Annotated in this window: 15 protein-coding genes; 12 read left to right on the top strand and 3 right to left on the bottom strand. The window is 42.5% G+C overall.

From position 1 onward, the window contains the following. Positions 1–254 precede the first annotated feature (254 nt). Together NYE25_RS18565 and NYE25_RS18560 are read right to left on the bottom strand one after the other, a co-directional pair. A complete protein-coding gene (locus tag NYE25_RS18565) occupies positions 255–1091 on the bottom strand; it encodes a flagellar motor protein MotB (RefSeq protein ID WP_341146551.1) in 837 nt (278 codons plus the stop codon). Beyond that, positions 1088–1870: a flagellar motor protein gene (locus NYE25_RS18560; protein ID WP_076286986.1), complete on the bottom strand. Its 783-nt coding sequence runs from the start codon at positions 1868–1870 to the stop codon at positions 1088–1090. Before NYE25_RS18560 ends, NYE25_RS18565 begins: the two co-directional genes overlap by 4 nt. Before the next feature lie 277 nt (positions 1871–2147). On the opposite strand from NYE25_RS18560, the gene uvrB reads away from it, so the two are divergent. The 7 genes from uvrB to galU all read left to right on the top strand — a co-directional run bounded on the left by uvrB (position 2148) and on the right by galU (position 15182). Continuing rightward, positions 2148–4139, top strand: coding sequence for an excinuclease ABC subunit UvrB (gene uvrB / locus NYE25_RS18555; RefSeq protein WP_042192280.1), 1992 nt, complete (start codon positions 2148–2150; stop codon positions 4137–4139). 118 nt (positions 4140–4257) lie between these two features. Then, positions 4258–7131 carry an excinuclease ABC subunit UvrA gene (gene uvrA / locus NYE25_RS18550; RefSeq protein WP_042192277.1) on the top strand — a complete coding sequence of 958 codons (2874 nt, stop codon included), beginning with the start codon at positions 4258–4260 and terminating at the stop codon, positions 7129–7131. Positions 7132–7841: 710 nt separating this feature from the next. Next, entirely contained in the window at positions 7842–8051 is a 210-nt protein-coding gene (locus tag NYE25_RS18545; RefSeq protein WP_042131279.1) for a DUF2759 family protein, read from the top strand. A 150-nt stretch (positions 8052–8201) separates the two neighbouring features. After that, the gene (locus NYE25_RS18540; RefSeq protein ID WP_341146550.1) at positions 8202–9311 is read left to right on the top strand and encodes a S1C family serine protease; all 1110 of its coding nucleotides are present in this window, start codon (positions 8202–8204) and stop codon (positions 9309–9311) included. A 27-nt stretch (positions 9312–9338) separates the two neighbouring features. After that, a complete protein-coding gene (locus NYE25_RS18535; protein ID WP_341146549.1) occupies positions 9339–11252 on the top strand; it encodes a stalk domain-containing protein in 1914 nt (637 codons plus the stop codon). 206 nt (positions 11253–11458) lie between these two features. Beyond that, positions 11459–13981 (top strand): U32 family peptidase, encoded by a 2523-nt coding sequence (locus tag NYE25_RS18530; RefSeq protein WP_341146548.1) that lies wholly within the window; start codon positions 11459–11461, stop codon positions 13979–13981. A gap of 313 nt (positions 13982–14294) precedes the next feature. After that, positions 14295–15182: a UTP--glucose-1-phosphate uridylyltransferase GalU gene (galU, locus tag NYE25_RS18525; protein ID WP_341146547.1), complete on the top strand. Its 888-nt coding sequence runs from the start codon at positions 14295–14297 to the stop codon at positions 15180–15182. 72 nt (positions 15183–15254) lie between these two features. Here the strand turns inward: galU and NYE25_RS18520 are convergent, their stop codons facing one another. Further along, on the bottom strand, positions 15255–18008 hold the full coding sequence (locus tag NYE25_RS18520; RefSeq protein ID WP_341146546.1) for an O-antigen ligase family protein: 2754 nt from the start codon (positions 18006–18008) through the stop codon (positions 15255–15257). A 158-nt stretch (positions 18009–18166) separates the two neighbouring features. On the opposite strand from NYE25_RS18520, the gene NYE25_RS18515 reads away from it, so the two are divergent. The 5 genes from NYE25_RS18515 to NYE25_RS18495 are packed head-to-tail and all read left to right on the top strand — an operon-like array spanning position 18167 to position 23831. Further along, complete coding sequence (locus tag NYE25_RS18515; protein ID WP_341146545.1) at positions 18167–19111, top strand: NAD-dependent epimerase/dehydratase family protein; 945 nt, start codon at positions 18167–18169, stop codon at positions 19109–19111. Further along, the gene (locus tag NYE25_RS18510; RefSeq protein WP_341146544.1) at positions 19112–19897 is read left to right on the top strand and encodes an ABC transporter permease; all 786 of its coding nucleotides are present in this window, start codon (positions 19112–19114) and stop codon (positions 19895–19897) included. It abuts the gene before it with no gap. Between the two features lie 12 nt (positions 19898–19909). Further along, positions 19910–20638, top strand: coding sequence for an ABC transporter ATP-binding protein (locus NYE25_RS18505; RefSeq protein ID WP_341146543.1), 729 nt, complete (start codon positions 19910–19912; stop codon positions 20636–20638). Positions 20639–20651: 13 nt separating this feature from the next. Continuing rightward, positions 20652–21806: a methyltransferase domain-containing protein gene (locus NYE25_RS18500; protein WP_341146542.1), complete on the top strand. Its 1155-nt coding sequence runs from the start codon at positions 20652–20654 to the stop codon at positions 21804–21806. A gap of 12 nt (positions 21807–21818) precedes the next feature. Continuing rightward, positions 21819–23831 (top strand): glycosyltransferase, encoded by a 2013-nt coding sequence (locus NYE25_RS18495; protein WP_341146541.1) that lies wholly within the window; start codon positions 21819–21821, stop codon positions 23829–23831. The last annotated feature ends 23 nt before the right edge of the window (positions 23832–23854 follow it).

Genomic DNA, 23854 nt, shown 5'->3' with positions numbered 1-23854 from the left:
TTAGACGAATATAGCGTGACACAAAGGGTTTTAGGGAATTCCTCCCTAAAATTTCGGTGAAAAGCGCTATTTCTGACTAAATAGGGTATTAATCAGGGAGGAATTCCCTAATTCTGCGCCTGGACAAGGGAATAGGCAGATAATCAGGGAGTATTTCCGTAATAAATAGTGGCGAGCCCATTTTGGTATGTTGATAAGCAGATTCGCTCCCGCACAGGCCTAGCTACTGTAACTAGCTCTGAGTAAAACATTTTTTAGGCACCCTCTTGAAGCTGCCGCATCACAATGATCTCTACACGGCGGTTCTTTTGCTGACCTTCTGCCGTTGTATTATCCGCGGTAGGCTGGGTATCAGCATAACCTGCATATTGAAAATTGTCGGGATTCAATCCTTCCCGATCTAAGAAAAAGCGCAGTACAGACAGCGCACGAGCACCAGACAGTTCCCAGTTGTCGTTATAGTGAGAAGCCGAAGATACTGGCGTATTATCGGTATGTCCTTCAATGCTGATCTTTGCGCCGATATCGCTGAATAAGCCAGATAACTGCTGAAGAGCAGGCAGGGCTGGAGACTTCAGGTCTGCCTTACCTATATCGAAGAGAAAACGATCACTGAGGGTGATTTCTATCCCCTGTGGTTTGTCGGCAACAAAAATTTGTTCTCCGAGATTATTTTCCTCTACATAGTTCGTGATCACACCCATTAATTCAGCAAGTTTAGCCTCTTGTTCTCGAAAAGCAAGTTCACGTGCCGAAGGTGTTTCGTTCTCCGTTTGTTCAGCAGATCCATCATTCGGTCTCGCAGTTGCAGCTGCATTCCCATTCCCGTCTGTACTTTCCGGTTTGTTCTCAGTTGATTTCCCAGCATCTAAAATGCCGTTCCCACCCTCAAGGACAGTGCTGCCAGATTTGAAGGTCTCGGATAACGAGCCTGTCACGATGTTATATTTGTCAGTATCCAGGCTGCTCATCGCATACAATATAACGAAAAAAATAAGTAAAAGTGTAATTAGATCAGCATAAGTAATCATCCAACGGTCGCGGCTTTCCCGAGTCTCTACACGCCGCTTGCGCCGGTCTCTTTGTCTCATAGAAGACCTCTAGTTTCCGCACGGTCATTCGTGTCCGTGTCTGAGATGAATGAGTTCAGTTTTTTACGCACCAGCAAGGGGTGATCCCCGTTCTGCAAAGAAAGAATGCCGACGAGCAGCATTTCCATACTATGTAGCTGGCTCTGACTGCGGGATTTGATTTTGGAAGCGATGGGTAAAAATATTAAATTAGCGATGGCAACACCGTACAATGTTGCGGTAAATGCCACTGCGATAGATGTGCCCAGATTTGACGGATCTGTAAGGTTGCCAAGTACACGGATGAGCCCCATCACCGTCCCGATAATTCCCATCGTTGGTGCATATCCACCTGCAGCTTCAAAAATCTTAGCATAATTCTCATGCTTCAATTCTTTAGCATCCATTTCTAATTCAAGGATCTGTCTTACCTGCTCAGGATCAGTGCCGTCGACAATAAGAAGTAGACCTTCACGTGTAAAAGGGTCCGGATGTTCTTCAGCTTGTTTTTCTAACATTAGAACGCCGCCGCGACGGGCCACGGTTGCCATTGCAATAAGTTCTTCTGCTTTTTCTACATCACGATCAGGGTTGCTACCGAAAGCCATGCGTAATGCTGTTGGAATGGAGCGCAGCTTAGATGCCGGGAAACTGATCATAACGGCGGCAAACGTACCCCCGAACACAATCAAAGCTGCATTAAGCTGCAGCAGTCCTGAGAGGCTTCCGCCTTCCCAGAGATAGCCGCCGATTAACGCAGCCAGTCCAGCCAATAGGCCGATTATTGAGGTAATATCCATGCTTCAAGCTCCTAACATTTCTATGTATTATGGTTTGCAACGATCTAGGCAACACTGTATAATGAACGGGAACACATATTCTTATCTTCCATATTTTTTAATTATAAGAAAGTATAAGTTTCACGTTATACTTTAATCCTTATAATTCTCGCACAACAGCTTAACGTCTTTTAGAGACGCCAAAGGCGTTTTAGCTTGCCATCGTATGGAGAGAGAACATTCAGACAACAATTATAATATATTAATCTAGTTTAGACGATAGAGGGGAGACGGGCAAATGAGTGATATTGTCGTCAGTACAAAGACTTTTGAATTGGAGTCCGAGTATACACCCCAGGGCGATCAGCCTCATGCCATAGAGGAATTACTACAAGGCATCCGGCAGGGCAAGAAGCACCAGACGCTGCTGGGCGCGACGGGTACGGGGAAGACGTTTACCGTTGCACAAGTTATTTCCAAATTAAACCGCCCGACGTTAGTTATTGCGCACAACAAGACTTTGGCTGCCCAACTGGCGAGTGAGTTTAAGGAGTTTTTTCCGCATAATTCGGTAGACTATTTCGTCAGCTACTACGACTATTACCAACCAGAGGCGTATATTCCCTCCTCCGATACTTATATCGAGAAAGACTCCAGTATTAATGAAGAGATTGATAAATTGCGCCACTCCGCAACGAGCTCCTTGTTCGAACGGCGTGACGTTATTATTGTGGCGAGTGTGTCTTGTATTTACGGCCTCGGTTCGCCGATGGAATACGGAAGCTTGCTTTTGTCATTGCGGGTAGGGATGGAGAAGCCTCGAAATGAGATTTTGAGCAGGCTAGTGGATATCCAGTACCAGCGTAATGATATCAATTTTGTACGCGGAACCTTCCGTGTACGTGGTGATGTGGTTGAGATTTTCCCGGCATCTCAGGGTGAGCATGCCATTCGGGTCGAATTGTTCGGTGACGAAATTGAACGAATCACTGAGATTGATGTACTGACGGGTGAACTGATCGGGGAGCGCGATCATGTCGCTATTTTTCCGGCGTCTCACTTTGTTACCAAGGAAGAAACGATGCGAGTGGCACTGGTTAACATTGAAAAAGAGCTGGAAGACCGCTTAACGGTTCTTCGTGACGCAGGTAAGCTTCTTGAAGCTCAGCGTCTGGAACAGCGGACACGTTATGATATTGAGATGATGAAAGAAGTGGGCTTCTGCTCTGGGATTGAGAACTATTCCGGTCCGCTCACCTTCCGTGAACCAGGGGCAACTCCGTATACATTAATGGATTATTTTCCAGATGATATGTTGATCATTATTGATGAGTCCCATGTAACACTTCCACAGATTCGGGCGATGTATAATGGTGACCGGGCGCGTAAGACGGTACTGGTAGAGCATGGTTTCCGTTTGCCGTCTGCGCTGGATAACCGTCCACTCCAGTTCGAGGAATTCGAAGAAAAAGTGAAGCAGATCGTATATGTTTCAGCGACACCAGGACCCTATGAAATGGAGCACTGCGACACCATGGTGCAGCAGATTATCCGGCCTACAGGTCTTTTGGATCCGATCATTGAGGTTCGTCCTACAGAGGGACAAATCGATGACTTGATTAGTGAAATTCGTGATCGGGTGGAACGAGACGAACGCGTACTCGTCACAACGTTGACGAAGAAGATGTCAGAGGATCTGACGGATTACTTTAAGGAAATTGGGATTAAGGTTCGTTATATGCACTCTGATATCAAAACGCTGGAGCGGATGGCGATCTTACGTGATCTTCGACTTGGTACATTCCATGTTTTGGTAGGGATTAACCTGCTAAGAGAAGGTCTCGACCTCCCGGAAGTATCGCTGGTCGCTATTCTCGATGCGGATAAAGAGGGCTTCCTTCGTTCCGAACGCTCCCTAATTCAGACGATTGGTCGTGCGGCCCGTAACTCCGAGGGTCGTGTAATCATGTACGGTGATCGAATCACTGATTCGATGGAGAAGGCGATGAGCGAAACGTCGCGTCGTCGCGCCATCCAGATCGCCCATAATGAGAAGCACGGCATTACCCCAACCACCATTAATAAAAAGGTGCGTGACATCATCGAGGCAACGAAGGTTGCCGAGTCCAAAGCGGATTACCTCACGGGTGTTGGTGGCAAGATGAATAAGAAAGAGAAACAAAGCCTGATCCAGCGTCTGGAAGCCGAGATGAAGGACGCTGCGAAGAACCTGCAATTCGAACGCGCGGCAGAGCTGCGTGACGCATTGTTGGAGCTCCGGGCCGAGTAATAAACCTTAAATGCATCACCGATATTTAAAATAAGTAATTGAACGGTGCTGTCCTGGCCGTTCTTTTTGAATAAATAGAAAACAGCTTTGATATTTGATTCATTAAGGAGAGGTTCCGTTGGCGAACGATAATATTGTAATTAAAGGCGCGAGGGCGCACAATCTCAAAAACATCGATGTGACGATTCCACGTGACCGTTTCGTCGTGCTGACGGGGCTGAGCGGCTCGGGTAAGTCTTCGCTTGCATTTGATACGATTTATGCTGAAGGACAGCGGCGTTATGTTGAATCCTTGTCAGCTTATGCTCGTCAGTTCTTGGGGCAAATGGAGAAGCCGGATGTGGATTCGATAGACGGATTATCTCCGGCAATCTCTATTGATCAAAAGACAACAAGTCGCAACCCGCGCTCCACAGTTGGTACGGTTACTGAGATCTATGACTATCTCCGGTTGCTTTTTGCTCGAATCGGTCACCCTCATTGTCCAGAGCATGGAATTGAGATTACTTCCCAGACCGTTGAACAAATGGTAGACCGGATTATGCAGTATCCAGAGAAGACTCGTTTGCAAATCCTAGCGCCTATTATTTCAGGACGTAAAGGTGAACACAAAGGACTCTTCACAGATATTTCTAAGCAAGGGTTCGTACGTGTGCGTGTGGACGGTGAGCTAAGAGATCTGTCTGAGGATATTGAACTTGAGAAGAATAAAAAACACACCATAGAAGTTGTTGTAGACCGGATCGTCGTTAAAGACGATGTGGAGACCCGGCTGACGGATTCACTGGAGACGGCACTTAAACTTTCGGGCGGTAAAATCCTTGTGGATATCATCGGTCAGGAAGAGCTTCTGTTCAGCTCTAATTTTGCTTGTCCGATTTGTGGTTTCAGTATTGAAGAGCTGGCACCACGTATGTTCTCCTTCAACAGTCCGTTTGGAGCCTGCACAGAGTGCGATGGACTTGGAATGAAGATGGTGGTCGATCCAGATCTGCTTATTCCTGATGCTGAGAAATCCATTGAAGAAGGTGCTTTTTTAGCTTGGACTGGAAGTACTTCTAATTACTATCCGCAATTTCTGAAGTCCGTGTGTGAGCATTTTAATATTCCGCAGAACGTTCCAGTGAGCAGTTTAACACCTGATCATATGAATAAACTACTGCATGGTACAGGTAGCGAGAAGGTTCGCTTCAAATATGAGAATGATTTTGGACAAAAGAAAGATGCGATGGTTGCTTTTGAAGGGATTATTCCGAATCTGGAGCGTCGTTACCGGGAGACCGCATCTGACGGTATTCGTGAATTTATCGAAGGATTTATGAGTGCTAAGCCTTGTCATGTCTGTAAGGGCAAACGTCTGAAGAAAGAAATTTTGGCGGTGACGATCAACGAGCAAAATATTTCGGATATTACCGATCTCTCGATTGGTGACTGTCAGCATTGGTTTGAAGAAATAAAGTTAAGTGAGAAAGAGACAGCTATCGCCAATCTCATTCTTAAGGAAATCTGCAATCGTCTGGGATTCCTAGTGAATGTCGGACTGGACTATTTGACACTTAGCCGCGCAGCAGGCTCGCTATCTGGTGGTGAAGCACAGCGTATCCGGTTGGCCACTCAGATCGGTTCCAGTTTGATGGGTGTACTGTACATTCTGGATGAGCCAAGTATTGGTCTGCATCAACGGGATAATGATCGCCTGATCTCTACGCTTGCTCATATGCGTGACCTAGGCAATACGTTGATTGTTGTAGAGCATGACGAAGATACGATGATGGCAGCGGACTATATTATTGATATCGGACCGGGTGCGGGTATTCATGGTGGACAAGTTATGGCGCAAGGAACACCGGAAGAGATTATGAAAGATCCGAATTCTTTAACCGGTGAATATTTAAGCGGTCGTAAGTTTATTCCAGTTACCGCTAAGCGTCGTGCTACCGATGATCGTTGGATAGAAATCCGTGGCGCTAAAGAGAATAACCTGAAAAATGTGAATGTGAAGATTCCATTGGGTGTATTTACGGCGGTGACTGGTGTGTCGGGCTCCGGTAAATCTTCACTTATTAACGAAATTCTATACAAGAGCTTGGCACGGCAGCTGAATAAGGCTGTGAAGGTTCGTCCGGGTCAGCACAAAGAAATTCGCGGCTTGGAAAATCTCGATAAGGTTATTGAAATCGATCAATCGCCAATTGGGCGTACACCACGCTCTAACCCAGCAACCTATACTGGCGTATTTGACGACATTCGTGATCTGTTCTCGAAGACGAATGAGGCAAAGGTACGGGGGTTCCAAAAGGGACGCTTTAGCTTTAACGTAAAAGGCGGACGCTGCGAAGCTTGCCGTGGGGACGGAATTATCAAGATTGAGATGCACTTCTTGCCTGACGTATACGTTCCTTGCGAGGTATGTAAAGGTAAACGTTATAACCGGGAAACACTAGAAGTGAAATATAAAGGGAAAAACATTTCCGACGTGCTGGAGATGACTGTAGAGGATGCTACAGAGTTCTTCGTGAATATTCCGCGTATTCATCGTAAAATGCAAACGCTGATGGATGTGGGTCTTGGCTATATTAAGATTGGGCAGCCAGGTACAACATTATCCGGTGGTGAGGCGCAGCGCGTGAAGTTGGCTTCTGAACTATACCGTCGTAGTACCGGTAAGACACTCTATATTTTGGATGAGCCTACAACAGGTCTGCATGTTGATGACATTGGTCGTTTACTAGAAGTATTGCACCGCTTGGTGGATTCCGGAGAATCGGTTCTTGTCATTGAGCATAATCTGGACGTTATTAAGACTGCGGATTATATCATCGATATGGGACCAGAAGGCGGCAGTGGCGGCGGAACTGTACTGGCAACAGGAACACCAGAGAAGATCATTACTGTTACGGAGTCTTACACAGGTAAGTATCTGAAGCCAGTTCTGATTCGTGATACGGAGCGTACTGAAGCGCTTATGCTTGAGACGGCGGAAACTACCTAAGTTATAAATAGCTGGATAGTATAACTACTAAATAATAAAGGTCGCGGCAATTTGCCGTGGCCTTTATTATTTATTGTCCAAAATTATTATTTTGGGAAAACAATTGATCGGTACAATTGCTGGTAGTCACCTGTAAATTATAGAAATTATCCGTTCTGATGTGAGTTTTCTAGTAAACGTTATATGACTCCTATAAAAAGAAAACTAAATAATAGACGGGATAGGCATATGTAGGGCATGTCCGTCGTAAGATTTAATGAGGAACATGCTGTTGCTGTAAGTATACTTAATGGGTAATAGAACAACTGTAGGCTCGATGGTTCCTTGAAAAATAAATAACTAATTGTAATATACATTTTGTTCTATTAAAAGCTTCAGCTACTAGATTGAGGAAGCAGCCTTAGAACTAAAATCAAACCGATAATCGGCTAATTTGAAGGGGCTTAATCCATAACTGATACTTCATTTCATCACCTTCAAAAAATAGAGCATTACTCGTTAGGTTTGTATCGCTTTCGCCGGAAAGCACCAAACGTCAATGAACAAAATCATTGATTTATCCGATTTTGCAGCAATAAAATATTTTTTTTGTGACAAATACATAATTTTTCTACAAAACCTATTGCATCGTCCAAATGGTAGCGATAACATAGAAGAGGATATGGGGAATACTGGATCTTGCTTGACAACATTTTTGAGGAGGTAAGGTAATGCTACTTGCAGAAGTTGCCGCGCAAGGACCGTCTAAATTTCATACCTTTGATGTTTTTATGATTTTATTCACCATCCTAATTTTGGTCGGAGTCATTCGGTTGCTGAGAGCTCCGCAGAAGAACAAGTTCGCCATTGGTTTCGGAGCGGTTAGTTTGCTGGTTTTTATAATCTCTGACTATGCCATGGTGATGCATTGGTTAAGTTAACGAAAGAACTAAACTGAAAAGCTTTGCACCAAAAGACTCCTTTAACGCCGTGGGCGCATTGAAGGCGTCTTTTTTCAAATTATATATTGTAAAATCTATCCATGTGCAGAGAGGGTCTGGTGAAGGTCGATGAGGATTGTGGAGAAACTGGTGAAGAAAGGATTGGGCCTGCTGCTGTGTGGTGTGTTGCTGTCAGGAGTATGGAGTGAATCGGTTTATGCGTTTGGTAGTGCGGCAAAGACGGTTAGCGCGGCGACCACAACCCAGAGAGACAAAATCAAAAATTCAACAGCAGCGGAAGACCTCGTACCAGGGATTATTAAAAGTATCACCCCCTCCGTAGTGGGCATTATCGGCAAAGACGATAGTGGGGGGACTAGCGGACCGGATGATCGATACAATCTGACGCATGGTTCTGGCATTATTGTGAAATCGAATGGATGGATTGTAACCAATGCACATGTCATCAAAGATCTGCAGAATGCCTTGGTAGTGACGTCGGACTCCAAAACCTACAGCATTAAAGAAACATATCTAGATGAAGTTAGTGATCTGGCCCTGATCAAAATCAATGCAACCTCCCTTAAACCTGCAAAGTTTATTCCATCGACCGGCAAAACCGTTGTTGGTGAGAAGGTAGTGGCCGTCGGAACACCGATTAGCTTTTCTCTAAGGAATTCAGCGACCGTAGGGGTTATAAGTGGCCTTAACCGTGAAGTAGCTGCGGCTTATCGTCTGATCCAAAGTGACACAGCGATTAATCCCGGGAATAGCGGGGGGCCGCTAGTGAATATGAAGGGCGAAGTGCTGGGAATAAACAGCCTGAAATACTCAGCGGTGGGCGTGGAGAATATGGGCTTCTCAATACCGTCGGATACCGTGCAGTATATTATGAACCAGCTTTTTAAGTACGGTGAAGTAAAACACCCGAGTCTTGGATTGGAGTTAGAGCCGAGTTGGTCCTCGATTGTGGGCTTGCCAACGCTTGATCCCCTGACTGTAACCAAAGTGATTTCTGCTGAAGCACGCAAGGCGGGTGTTGCCGAAGACGACGTCTTGTACAGCATTGACGGCCACCGTGTGGTCTCACTAGTTGAGATTAATGAATTGTTTAAAAGCTATTCTCCAGGTACAACGGTACGACTGGTTATGCAAAGTGATGGGGATATCGTCATCCGTAAGCTGGTGCTCACTCAGGGTGATCCCCTATTAAGTGAAGAGGGTGCAGGAGCAGATGGAGACGAGCATACGGAAGAGTGATCAGAAAACTCGAGAGGGGGACGGAAAATGGGCTTTAAAGTTTTAAAACAAGGATTGTGTGCGATGCTGGCCTTATTATTGCTATTTTCTATATTACCGATACCAACCGCACGGGCAGCAGAAACAGACAAGCTGCAGCTGAGTCTTAAAGTTGGCAGTACTTCTGCTACGGTGAATGGCAAGAAGGTGACTATCGAGCGGCCTTATATGGAGAACGGAACGGTTATGGTACCGCTCGGGGTTTTTAAAAAGACATTTGGCAGCACGGTTTCCTTAGAAGGAAATGATGTAGTGAAAGTAACGTACGGCTCTCATACAGGGTTAATGACGATTGGTAGTATTAGTGCCTGGAAGGATGCGACTAAAGTTAAACTCACCTCCGCGCCTCGGATGGTTTCAGGTGTGTTGATGGTGCCGCTGCGTTTTGTGGCGAGTGTACTGGGTGCAACCCTCTCCCAGGGTAACGGTGGTGAGCTGATCATTACCTTAGCTCCTGCTGACAATGAAGGCGATGTGCCAGTGGATACTGGTATTGATAGCGATGTGGGGAAGACGCAAATTGGGAACAGCTATTATCGATGGACACTAAATTATCCGTCTGGACTGATTGCTGGAAATAGCGGTGGTGATGAGAGTGTGGCTACCTTCTCCAGTGCGGACAATCTTTATTATTTGGAGATTCATGCAAGTGATCAGGCAGTTGCTGTTGATGCAGATGGGCTATTAGAACAACTAGTCCGGGAAGTCGAGTTAGGCAGTGAACTGATATTAGACCGGGAGTCGTTCCCGAAAGCCTCTGTACCCTATGCACGATTGGTCAGTAAAGATTCTAGCGGAGCACTCTGGGAAAACAGGCTGATCTATGCTGAAGGTAGACTTTACGAGATTTATTTGACGGATGAGAAAGCCACTAATTATAAGGATTTAGCCAAATATGCGGGGTTACTGAGCTCTTTTCGGCCCTCTTTTGACACTAAGGATAACAAAATCCGTGATCTCTCTACCGTAAAGAATGGCTTAAGTGAAGCCTATAATGAGGACTATGGTATCTCACTACAGGTTCCTGCCGCTTGGACTAAGGATGACCAGCATTTTTATTATGAAAGCAAACATGGAAGTCATTTGAGTGTGGCGATTACATCGGCACCTGCTGGTTCTACACTAGAGAGCTGGGCTGAAGAGTTGAAGACAAAAACGCAGGAGAACTTTGTAGCGGACGCTTATGTTTTTAAGGATAGCATGAAGTCTGAAATCTCCGGCGTACCTGCGCAAATAAGTGAGACACAGCTGAATTTCGGCAACGGTTGGGCGACAGAATATCAGGCAATCGTGCTCAAGAATGGGTACCGTTACTATTTTGAATATGTGACACCTCCTGGACAAGAAGACGATAAGACCAAATTCAATGCTATTATATCCTCCATTGATATTGATTTTGATCTGTTGAAGGAGAACTTCGGGCGACTCGCTAGCGATGACTATAAGACAATCAAGAATAAAACGATAACCAAAGTATCTAAAAGATACGGCTATGCCATCGACATTCCACGTTTATGGACACCCGATCAAGATGTATTCGAGACACAGTTGGTAGAGTATCGGTTCATCGGAGGACGTTTCCAGATTAACTCGAAACCTGAAAGCTCAGTCGATTATGCGGTGAATATGCTCAAAGATTCTTATCAGAATAAAAATAATGATCCTAAAGGTCCTCGCATTGAAAGTATAGTGGAGTCTACCTTTGCTGGTGTTCCTGCTACGATCCTTACTGTGCATCAAATCAAGAATGGTGTTCCTGTCCGCAGTAAGCACGTTGTTTTTGGTAAAAATGAGGTGGTCTATACGATTACTGTTACGCTGAATGATGCCAATGCTACTGCAGAACAGCAAGCTTTGTTGGATAAAACGCTGCAGTCGTTTCGGTTTACAGGGAATGAGTAGTTTAGAGGTGTTTGGAGTTCATGACTAACTAATAGTAGAGTGTAATTCAATTAGATGAGAACGTCCTTGTAGCCAAAATGGTGTGGGGCGTTCTTTTCTTTATATAAATGTTGGTAAACACATGGCGCTGAGATGTGATATTTGATACAATTATCAAGTTAATCAACTAGAAATGACCCGCCACATGGCGGTTTGGGAGGATATAAATGAAAGAGCAACAAATACGCAGAGAAGACGTGGAGCTATTGGCACCTGCAGGTGACTGGGACTGCATGCGTGCGGCGGTAGCAAACGGAGCGGATGCTATCTTTTTTGGCGTAGAGAAGTTTAATGCACGGGCGAGAGCGAATAACTTTCGCATGGACGAGCTGACGGAAATTATGGCGTTTTTGCATAGCTATGGTGTGAAGGGTTTCCTGACCTTTAATATACTGGTTTTTGAAAATGAATTGTCTGATGCGAAAGAACTGATTGATGCTTGTGTAGATGCTGGCGTGGACGCAGTGATTGTACAGGATTTAGGTTTGGTCAAAATGATTCGTGAAATCTCACCAGACTTCCCGATTCATGGATCGACACAGATGACGATTACTTCCCCGGAGGCGGTTGAGTTCACTAAGCCTTTCAGTTTGGAGCGTGTGGTACTCGGTCGTGAGAACAATCTGAAGCAAATTAAGACGATTGGGGAGCAAGCCCGTCTGCCGATGGAAGTATTCGTACACGGAGCCCTATGTGTCTCTTATTCGGGCCAATGTCTGACTTCGGAAATGTGGGGTGGACGTTCCGCCAACCGTGGAGAATGTGCCCAAGCATGCCGTCTGCCTTATGATCTGATGGTAGATGGAGAAGTTAAACCAATGGGTGATGTGACTTATTTGCTCTCCCCTAAGGATTTGGCAGCTATTGATCTTATGCCTGAGCTGATCGAGGCGGGTGTAACTTCTTTCAAAATCGAAGGGCGCCTCAAGAGCCCGGAATACGTTGCGAATGTAGTTAGTAAGTACCGTAAGGCAATTGATCGGTATTTTGATGGCGATATGTCCAAACCATCGAAGGAAGAAGTTCGTGAACTGCAACAAAGCTTCTCCCGCGGCTTCACGCATGGTTTCCTAGATGGAACGAACAATAAAAAGCTCGTAGACGGCACTTTCCCGAAAAGCCGTGGTGTATATCTCGGAACGGTTGAACAAATTCTTCGTGATGGAGTTGTCTGCCGTATTCATGCACCTCTTAAGCGGGGAGACGGAATCGTGTTTGATGCAGGGGATCCGACGAAAAAAGAAGAAGGCGGACGCGTTTACGACCTTCGTCGTAAAGGTGTGAAGCTCGAAGGTGAAGCCGGAGAAGGCTGGATCATCGACATCGTAGCCGGTCGTAATGATGTGGATCTGCGTCGTCTAAATGTCGGTGACCGCATTTGGAAGACAAATGACCCTGCGTTAGACAAGGCGCTGCGCCAGACTTATGAGACTGAGAAGCCGTACCGGGTATTCCCGGTACATGTGCGAGTGCAGGGCTGCGTCGGCGAGAAGCTGACCACCTGGTGGACGGACGTTCAGAAGAACGTTACCGTCCGTGTAGACTCGGAGCTCGCGCTGGAAACAGCGCAAAAGCGTCCGATGGATGCCGCGCTGCTGGAAGAACAATTCGGCCGCCTGGGCGGAACCGTGTTCCAGCTTGACGCGCTAGAGTCGCATCTGCAAGGCGACGTGATCGTCCCTATGCGCGAGCTGAACAGCATCCGCCGCCAAGCGGTGGAGCTGCTTGCGGGCGAGCGCCCGAAACCGCCCGTGTACGTGAAACGGGCGATCGAGGTCTATGGCGACGCTACCCGCAGGGACGTCGCTCCGCAGCGCGCTGGTGAAGCGGAGCTCACCGCGCTGTGCCGCAGCCTGCCGCAGGTGCAGGCTGCGCTCGAGGCCGGCGTGAGAAACATCTACGCCGACTTCGAGTTTATCAAGCAGTTCCCGGCAGCGGTAGATGCTGTACGGGCTGCAGGGGCCAGCATCGCGCTGGCCACGCCGCGCATTCATATGCCGGGCGAGAATGGCTACCACGCCAATATCCTGCGCTTGCAGCCTGATGCCGTGTTAGTTCGCAACACAGGCGCGCTGTATTATTACCTGCGCCGCCGCCAGGAACAACCGGATGCTGTGCATCCTCGCTTGATTGGCGATTTCTCACTGAATATCGCCAATCATAAGGCAGTGGATCTGTTCCTTGAGGCAGGCTGTGACTTGGTAACACCATCCTATGACTTGAACATTCAACAGATGGTCGATCTACTTGAGCACAGCGACACTTCTCGTATGGAGATTGTAATCCATCAGCATTTGCCGATGTTCCACACAGAGCACTGTGTATACTGTACCTTCATGAGTGAAGGCACAGACTTTACGAACTGTGGCCGTCCATGTGAAGAGCATCGCGCTTCCCTGCAAGACCGTATTGGAATGTCTCACCCAGTTCGTGTGGATGAAGGCTGCCGCAATACCGTCTATAATGCAGTTGAGCAGTCCGGTGCGGAGTATTTGAACAATTTCCGTGATCTAGGTGTATCCTCGTACCGTGTGGAGTTCCTGGAAGAGACACCAGAGCAAGTGGCTGAGGTAATTAGCCTCTATAGCCGCGCACTGCGTGGTGAGATCTCTGGTACGCAGGTATGGAAGAGCTTGAAGGCTACCAACCAGCTCGGGGTTACACGGGGGCAATTGGTTAACGCGAAGTAATAAAGGTTAAAGAAATAGGGCTAGGTGACTACCAGTAGATACTGGTGTTGCTTGGCCCTTTTTTGTAGATACCCTCTCGTCCTCTTTGTTACTTGCATATACTAGATAATATATAGGTGAGAGTTAGCAAAGGGGGGGATCTTGTAAAAGACTTATATAATTTCTCCCTCTCCGATTTGATTGGAATAGATATACAAATATAACAAACACTCTGACATTAATCTGTTATAACTGCTATAATTAAAGAAAATATGCCATTTTACTATACAGAGTATTTAAGATGGAAGAGTAACCGACAGAAGGAGTTAATGTGATGAAGATCCGTAAAGCCATTATCCCCGCTGCAGGTCTTGGTACCCGTTTTTTGCCTGCAACTAAAGCAATGCCTAAAGAAATGCTACCGATAGTAGATAAACCGACGATCCAATATATTGTCGAAGAAGCAGTTGCTTCGGGAATCGAGGATATTATTATCGTGACGGGGAAAGGGAAACGTGCGATTGAAGACCATTTCGACAACTCTTTTGAACTAGAGTTTAACTTAGCAGAAAAGCAGAAGTGGGAACTTCTTGAATCCGTTCGCAAATCCTCCGAAATGGCTGATATCCATTACATTCGCCAAAAAGAACCAAGAGGTCTTGGACATGCGATTTGGTGTGCACGTAAATTCATTGGAAATGAGCCGTTTGCTGTTCTGCTAGGTGATGATATCGTTGAAGCGGATAAACCGTGCCTCAAACAGATGATAGATGTTTATGATGAATATAAATCTTCAATTGTAGGCGTTCAACCCGTTCCATGGGAAGAAGTATCGCGTTATGGTGTTGTAGACGCTTCGCCTTTGGCAGAACGTGTCTATAAGGCAAATCGTCTAGTAGAGAAGCCTAAGAGAGAAGAAGCCCCCTCAAATCTAGCGATTTTGGGACGATATATCTTAACTCCACGTATCTTCGATATGCTTGGCGAGCAGCAGGTAGGTGTAGGTGGAGAGATTCAGCTTACGGATGCCATCTCCCGATTAAGTGAAGTGGAGCGGATTATTGCTTATGACTTTGAAGGTAAACGTCATGACGTTGGTGAGAAGATGGGCTTCATTCAGACCACCATTCATTATGCACTTCAGCATGAAGAGCTTAAAGATGATTTACTTCGTTATATGAAAGAGCTTATAGATAGCGAAGTTGCTAAGGCAGGGATTTAAATAGAACTCATATCATTGAAAAAAGCGTGCCGCTGTAATTACAGCGGCACGCTTTTTTGATTTCTTTCTGTTTTAGAATTGTGAATTTGCGATGGCCTCGATTTGTGCTGCTTCCGCAGGATCAGCTGCGATCAGCGAATCGTATATCTGCTGATCCTCGCCACCAGTTTTCGTCAGTGTAGCGAGGTACCAACGAGCAACCTCACGATTGGTTGCATCTGCGAACTCTTGGCTTAAGGCCGGTTTCAAGATGGAGATTGCTTTTTGCATCTGTCCAGACATATAGTGCATTTTTGCTATCTTCAGTGTCACATCCGGAGTAAATGTTTTCGAAGGATCATTATCCGCAAGTACCTGATTATAGGCCAAAAGCCCAACGACAAAGCCCGCTTTCATGTTTTCTATTCTATCTGGATTATCTTGTTGTGCATAAGCTGCCTGCCCCAAATCAAATGAACGGCTGATTAGTGAATTGTACCAATTTATATCCCACGGAGTTTCACCGTTCATTATATCCGTGTAATTAGGATCGGAATTAAGCTTCAGAGTTGTCTTGGCTGCATCCTCTTGTCCGGATAAAAGTTGCATTTTGCCAACGTTTAAAGCGATAGTTGGCGTTACTGAGAAAGGACGTCCTTGCAGTTGTTCTGGTGGAAGAGTCTTCAGATGTTCTATTCCAGAAAGAACGTGATTGTATGCTTCTTGAGCTTCATTGAAATACGCTTGTTTCTTTGTCTCATCCTTTTGGTTAAGGGCTTGCTGACCTAATGCAAAGGAACGGCTGATGAGAGTATCATACCAGTTGATATCCCAGTTGAACTTATCAGCATTGTCACGGTAAACACCGTAAGCAAGATCACTTTGGCCTTTTAGGTCATAATAGCTTACTAATTGAGCTAGAATATTTTTATTGTATGGCTCATCTTTTAGTGCGCGAGTCAGTACGTTATAAGCCTCATTTAGAAATTGCTCATCTTGGTTCTGACTAAAAACCTGTTGATCTAAAGAGGATAGGTACAAGACTGATTCTGGATGACCTGGACGTGTTTTTAAAGCCTCAGTTAATGGTTTTTTAATTTCTTCGTAAGAAGTACTAACCCCGAGTAGATTTTTACCCTTTATGGCAGCATTACTAGAACCGATATAGCTAATCGAGAGGAATAACAAGAATACAGTGCCTACCGTAAGTACAGTGGAATATCCAAGCCGCAAACCAGGTTTATTCCAACTTTTACGTAGCTGTTTGCTATCCATGACAACTGCCATGCCAGCCAGTCCAAGGAAGACGAGAATTCCCATAAAGGCATAACTCATATTGAAATCTAGTAGACTGTGAACAAGAATGGATAGAGCAATAATTAGATAAAAGAAACCATTCTCAAAATCATTTTTATCCCGTTTCACATACCCACGAATGTATTTATAGAAAATATACAAAATGAATCCCATAAATACGATGAAACCAAGGATCCCAACCTCAATCAAGTATTGTAAAAAGAAGTTATGCACTTGGCGGCTGGTGTAAGGGTTGTTTTGATAATGCTCATATAGTGAGGACCAGCCACCACCACCAGCACCAAGGATCGGATAGTCTTTAACTACCTTCAAGGCATCTTTATAAAAAGTAATCCGCTCAAGTACACTATGTTGCTGGAAGTTGATGTTCTCAAGACGAGTTGCCATATTGCTAGGTAAGATATTTTTTGCGCTTGTACCTATTAGTAGGAAAGCTACAATTCCGACGAGTGCAACAAAACCAAGCGGAATCCATAGACCTGTCAGTTTACGCGAAGACCAATTGCTGAGCTTCTTCTCTAGCCAAGGAGCGACAAACCTTTGAATGACCCAAGATACTACAGCTACAGCCAGTGAAGCTCCAAGCAGATAACTCCAGCCTTTCAAGGCGCCGGAAGAAGTGAACTCCTTGTTTAACTCTAATCCTAGGTTAGTTACTGGAGTCGTAATGAGCAACGAAGCAATGCCGGCGATCCCAAGGTGCAGAATCCAGAGGATTTGCTGTGCAGGTTTTAGGAATAACAGCAGTAGTATAAATACTACAGGTAGCAGGACTAAGCCCCCACGGGATAATGTTAATAGGATCGATACAATGATAGGAACTAGCATAAAGCTATGCGTCAACGTTCCATACCATTTTTTAGAGCGAATAAGCACGAATATTGCTACAAAGAGAAAAGCCATTAAGAATGCAGCGTATGTATTCGCATACTGAAAGATCGAAGTGAGACGAAGTCCATTAGAGTCAGTCATAACTGCATCTAAATAAATATCGTTACGTACAGTGTTTGAGAACCAGCCCACAAGAGCGCCGGCTAATTTACTGCTGCCTAGCCAATTTAAGAGTCCAAAACCCACTATGAAATATGCAATTGCCAATATAGCATTTTGAATGACAACATTTACTTGCTTTTGCTTCATGAGATAAAAGGCTATAATGAAGACTGCAACATACATGCTCTGAATAAACAGCATATTCATCGCCGTATAATGCGAAACTGCAACAAACAATGATAAAGCGTAGGTCAGAGGAAGTAATATAGAAGCTGAAGCTATTAAGTCTCTCTGTTCATCTAATTTGAATTTTTTGTAGTATAAGCCAAGGCAGACTAGCAGCAAAAGGCTACTAAGTAGTGCTGATACATAGATTGGCTTCTCGAAGTCTAATTGTTGTCCGTTAAATAATCCCACTTGAAATGGGGCCCAACACAAAAATAAAATAAAAGCAACAACCAAGGCCCATATCGGACTTGCTATCTTTTCAACATTTCTCGACTGAGCGGCGTTTTTACCGTATACTGGTTTCGACACGTTATAATCTCCTTTTCCTGTAGGTACGACAATATTTTAGCATAAATGAAAGAGGACTAAAAATAAAATAATGAGTTTTTGATTTGAGTACAAATAATATTGATGCTCAATTTAGAGTTTTAAATATTGTATTGATCATTTTGGGAGGTTAGATGTTAATGAAAATTGCTGTTACTGGTGGAGCTGGATTTATAGGCTCTAATATTGTGGATGAATTGATCCTATTGGGACATCAAGTTTTAATTGTAGATAATTTGTATACCGGGAAAATGGATAATATTAACGAGTCGGCTGAGTTTGCTATGTTAGACATAAACTCGCCAAAGTTAGTCGATGTATTTGTTGAATTCCAACCAGAGATTGTTATTCATCATGCTGCACAGGTAAGCGTGAGTAAATCCTTAGTTGATCCTTTATTAGACCAGGAGCTAAACATCAGAGGCACTTTAAATCTACTACAAAGTTGTTTGAGTTCCAAAGTTAGAAAAATTATATATGCTTCTTCAGCCGCTGTATACGGTACTCCGAAGTATTTACCAATAAACGAAGATCATAGTACAATACCTACATCATTCTATGGCATTTCTAAATATGTCCCAGAGTCATACATTAAGATATTCTCGGACTTATACGGTCTTGATTATACTATTCTAAGGTATGCCAACGTATATGGCCCAAGACAAGATCATTTAGGAGAAGGCGGAGTTATTTCGATTTTCATGAATAATGTTTTGGATAATAAAATATTGAATATTTTTGGAGATGGGCTTCAAACTAGGGATTTCGTATTTGTAAAGGATGTAGTGTCTGCGAACATAGCTGCCCTTAATAATGGGAGTGAAAAGGTAGTGAATATTGGAACTAATAATAGAGTGTCCCTAAAAGATTTGGTGAAGATTATTTCAAAAGTTACACAGAAGGGTGTCGAATACAAGAGTTTAGATCCCAAACCCGGTGATATTAAAGATAGTTGTCTAGATAATATTAAGGCGTTTGAAGAGCTTCGATGGTTACCGGAATATTCACTTGAAAGAGGATTGAAATTGACTTTTGACTTCTATGAATCGTCAAAAAGAAATAATGAACTTGAGGAGGCTCGCTAGGTGAAGGTATTTAGCACTCCTATTCAAAATTTCATGAAATATAGATATTTACTTATTCAATTAGTTAGCAGAGATTTTAAAGTTAAGTATAAACGGTCCTTACTTGGTGTGGTTTGGTCATTGTTGAACCCACTTATGACAATGTTAATATTAACAATGGTATTCTCTACGCTATTCAAATCAAACATTCCTAATTTTCCGGTATATTTCTTATGCGGTTCTGTTATGTTTAATTTTTTTTCCGAGTCTACTAATTTAGCACTTGGTTCAGTATATTCTAATGCTTCTCTTATCAAAAAAGTGTATTTTCCGAAATACATGTTTCCATTCTCTAAGAATATTTTCAGCCTTATAAATCTTTTTACATCTTTCCTAGCAGTAGTTATTGTTATGATCGCTACGCAGGCAGGTTTTCATATCACAATGCTGTTATCTTTTATTCCAATAATCTATTTATTTATTTTTAGTTTAGGTATCAGTCTGATATTATCATGTGCAGCGGTGTTTTTTAGAGATTTAGCACATCTATATGGAATTTTTATTACCGCATTGAATTTTTTGACGCCTGTATTTTATCCTATTGATATTTTACCAGAACGTATTCGTCCTTTGGTTGAATTAAATCCACTTACTCAAGCAATACAAATGTTTCGCCAGTTGATTTTATATAGTGAAGTGCCGAGCATGCACCAACATATGGTTCTTATAGCGACTTCTGTAGTTACCTTTCTTATTGGTGTGTACATTTTTTATAAAAAACAAGATAAATTTATTATGTATATATAGAGGGAGACGAATATGGAGAATATAGCCGTCTCAATAGAGGACGTATCAATTCGTTTTAACATGCAAGTTGAGAAGATAGATAATTTAAAAGAGTATTTTGTGAAAATGCTAAAAGGCAAAGTGAATTATAAAGAATTTTGGGCGCTGAATGATATCTCTTTTCAAATTAAGAAAGGAGAGGTTTTTGGTTTAGTCGGTCTTAACGGGGCTGGTAAAAGTACACTGCTCAAAGTGATAGCAGGAGTATTAAAGCCTACAAAAGGTAAAGTTTCTGTTAATGGTTCGATTGTACCATTAATTGAGCTGGGTGCAGGATTTGATATGGAGCTGAGTGCCAGAGAAAATATTTACTTGAATGGCGCTATATTGGGCTATAACAAAAAATTTATAGCAGAAAAGTTTGAGGAAATCGTAGACTTTGCTGAAACCAGAGAGTTTTTAGATGTACCACTTAAGAACTACTCATCAGGGATGCTAGCTAGAATCGCTTTTGCTATTTCAACAGTAGTTGAACCGGAAATTCTAATTGTTGATGAAATTCTTGCAGTAGGAGACTATAAGTTTCAAGAAAAGTGCATGACAAGAATTCAGCAAATGCTAACGAACGGGGTTACGGTTATTTTTGTTTCTCACAGTACATTTCAAGTTGAGCAATTATGCAGTCGAATTGCTTATCTTGAAAAAGGAAGAATTGTTGAAGTTGGTCCTACTGCAGAGGTGTTAGAAAAGTATCTGAAATAAGAGGGTGGATCATGTGAAATTTATAGAAAGACTTGAATTTGGAGAGAAAACTGAATATAGCGCCTTGGAGTCTTCAATACATCTGGGAAGGTACTTAATTGCGAAACAGTACTGTCAAGGCAAACGGGTTTTAGATATAGCTTGCGGCGAGGGCTATGGCTCATTTGCCATGGCTGAAAAATGGGGCGCTAAAGAGGTTCATGGAGTTGATATCTCGCAAGAAGCGATAAATAATGCTAAAGAAAATTTTAGTCATAAGAACATACATTTCAATACAATAAATGCTGAAGAAGATAATGATTTTTTTGAAGAAGGCTATTTTGACCTCATTGTCTCCTTTGAAACGATTGAACACTTAGCAAATCCTATTTTATATCTTGAGAATCTGAAAAGATGGCTTAAAAAGGATGGTATCATCCTGATTTCTTGTCCGAATGATAATTGGTATTACAGCGAACCAGGGAAATCCAATCCTTTTCATGAAAAGAAGTACTCCTTTTCTGAGTTTTGTGAACTGTGTGAAGGCGTACTAGGAGCTTCCCGAAATTATATGTTTGGTATGCCTGTTAGTGGATTTGCAAATATTAGCTTTAAAGATTCGCTAATTGAAAATAACAGAGAACATAGTATGGATACAATGCTCTCTTATAAGGATGCTGAAACGATTAATCTACCATCCTTTCATAAAATTGATCAAACTAACGTTAGCTATTTTATAGGGATATGGGGACCGCCCGAAATTGGGGTTGTAAACACTTCTGCATACTACGGTACCTCAATGGACGAAGCGAGAGTGGTATCTTATTCGGATTATTTACACTCTGATGAAAAAATAACAACTTACCGGGCAGAAGTTCATGAACTATCCTCTCAGATTAGTAAATTAAATGCAGAACTTGAACAGTTGAAAAAAAATGAGATAAAGAATCTTGAAGATGAGTTAACCAACTACAGACGTCAAAATAAAAAGCTTTCTATTGCTGTTAAAGGTACAAACAGAGAAAATGAATTTCTTAGAAAAAATTTGACTGAAGCTCAAAAGTGGAATCAAAATAATGAGAATAGCCAAAAAGTTCGGGAATTGGAAGCGGAGTTACAGTCCTTATTTAACTCCAAAAGTTGGAAAATAACAGCTCCCTTACGTAGTTTTTTTAATAGGATGAGGTAGTGGGGGGATTAAATGTCGTACTTAAACTACGGTGTGCAGAAAACTTCTTATTATTATACAGAACACGGTGACTTATTAGAAAGTGATAATTATGTTTTGTACGGAAGTAATATTGGTTTTAATGGAGAAAATCTTACTATAACATTTCTTTCTCTTAACCGCTCAGAACTTTCAATCCGTTTGCTGGAATCTATTGAGAGTCACCTTGTTGGTTTCAAAGGAGAGGTCTTAATAATTGATAACGGATCCCAAGAATCTGAATTAATTAAAATAGAAGCATTTTGTGCGAAATGTTCGTTTAAATCAAAAATTGTGAGATTGGGAGATAATTACGGGGTAGCAGGTGGCAGAAATCAAACAATGAATCATGTCAATACTGAATGGGTTCTTTGTTTGGATAATGATATATATTTTCTGAACAATCCGCTTACTCAAATATGTAAAGAAATCTCCCTTTTGGGTTGCCACTTCATGAATATACCTTTACTTGATCCCGATCAAAAACGTGTTTTTGCTTTGGGTGGTCATTTGTATGTGGATTCAACCAATGGAGAGATAAATGTAGGCGGAGGCTCTTGTTATAAACAAGACAACTATGAAGAGTTTGAACATAACTTACAAGAACCTTTTTTATCTAACTTCCTATTCGGAGGAGCCTCCCTTTTAAAGAAGGAAACCTTCTTAAAATTGGGTGGTTACGATGATAAAATGTTTATTGGATTTGAAGATACTGATTTATCGATAAGGATTTTCAGAGAAGGATATAAAATAGGAAACACCTGTGTGTTATCTTTGGTTCATGATCATCCTAAGCCTGTTGAACAAACAGATATCGAATATGAAAAAAGAAGGTTCTCAGTCAATATTATTCAACAATCAGCTAGGCATTTGGAAGAAAAGTATGGTTATAAAATATGGGATACGAATTTGGTCAAATGGCTGGAAGAAAAGAATAAGGGTTTAGGACAGAAGATTCCACTGTCTACAAGTACTGAAAGTGTAATAAACCCCTTACCAAAAATCGCTTTAATTACTGATGTTGATTACTGGGCTTTTGGTAACATAGCCAGACAGATTGAAAAGAATCTAGGAGACCGATATGAGATAAAATTGATTAGTTTTGAGGATTGTAACTGGGATCCTGTTAAGCTTCTGTTCCGTGCTGCTGATTGTGACATCCTTCACTTCTTCTGGAGAGAAATGATTTCTATTATCTCTGATGAAAATAGGTTCGTTGAATATCTAAATCCATTGAATATTTCAGCTGCGCAGTTTTTGGATCAATATTTATACAAAAAAATATTATCTACCAGTGTATATGATCATCTTTTTTTAGCATCAGAGGAGATTGAGGAAAGAGAAAAATTGTTTAATACTTTCAATTACTATGTATCATCAGAAAAACTAGATAAAATCTATCGAAAAATTTCTATTTATCAAAATCCCATCTCTATCATAGAAGATGGAATTGATGAAAAATTCTTTTATCCGAAAAATCTTAATCGTTTTAATATGAAGAAGCGCCCTCTTATTATTGGTTGGGTAGGCAATAGCAAATGGGCAGCAGTAGAAATGGATTTTAAAGGGTTTGTTACAATTGTGAAACCTGTAGTAGAAGAGTTGAAAAATGAGGGTTACTTAATTGAATCGCTTTATTGTGACAGAGTAGATGGTTTTGTTCCTCATGAGCAAATGGTTCACTACTATGAGAAGATAGATGTGTTAGTTTGTATGTCTCTAATTGAAGGTACTCCTAATCCTGTTTTAGAGGCTATGGCTTGTGGGGTTCCTGTAATTTCAACTGACGTTGGCATAGTACCACAGGTTTTTGGAGCTAAACAACAGCAGTATATTATTAAACGCACAAAAGAGGCTCTAAAAGAAACGATAATTTTATTGGAACAAAACCGAAAAAAACTTCTTGAGTTATCGGGCGAAAATCTTAATTCTATTGAACAGTGGTATTGGTCAAAGCAATGCATGAAATTTGATGCTTACTTCAGTGAACTACTTTCAAAAAAATAAATAATATGGGTGAAAAGTGTGAA

It is taken from the genome of Paenibacillus sp. FSL E2-8871 (assembly GCF_038000345.1).
Classification (GTDB): Bacteria; Bacillota; Bacilli; order Paenibacillales; family Paenibacillaceae; genus Paenibacillus_AQ.
Note: the sequence above shows the minus strand (reverse complement) of the source record. Positions and strands in the feature narration are given on the sequence as shown.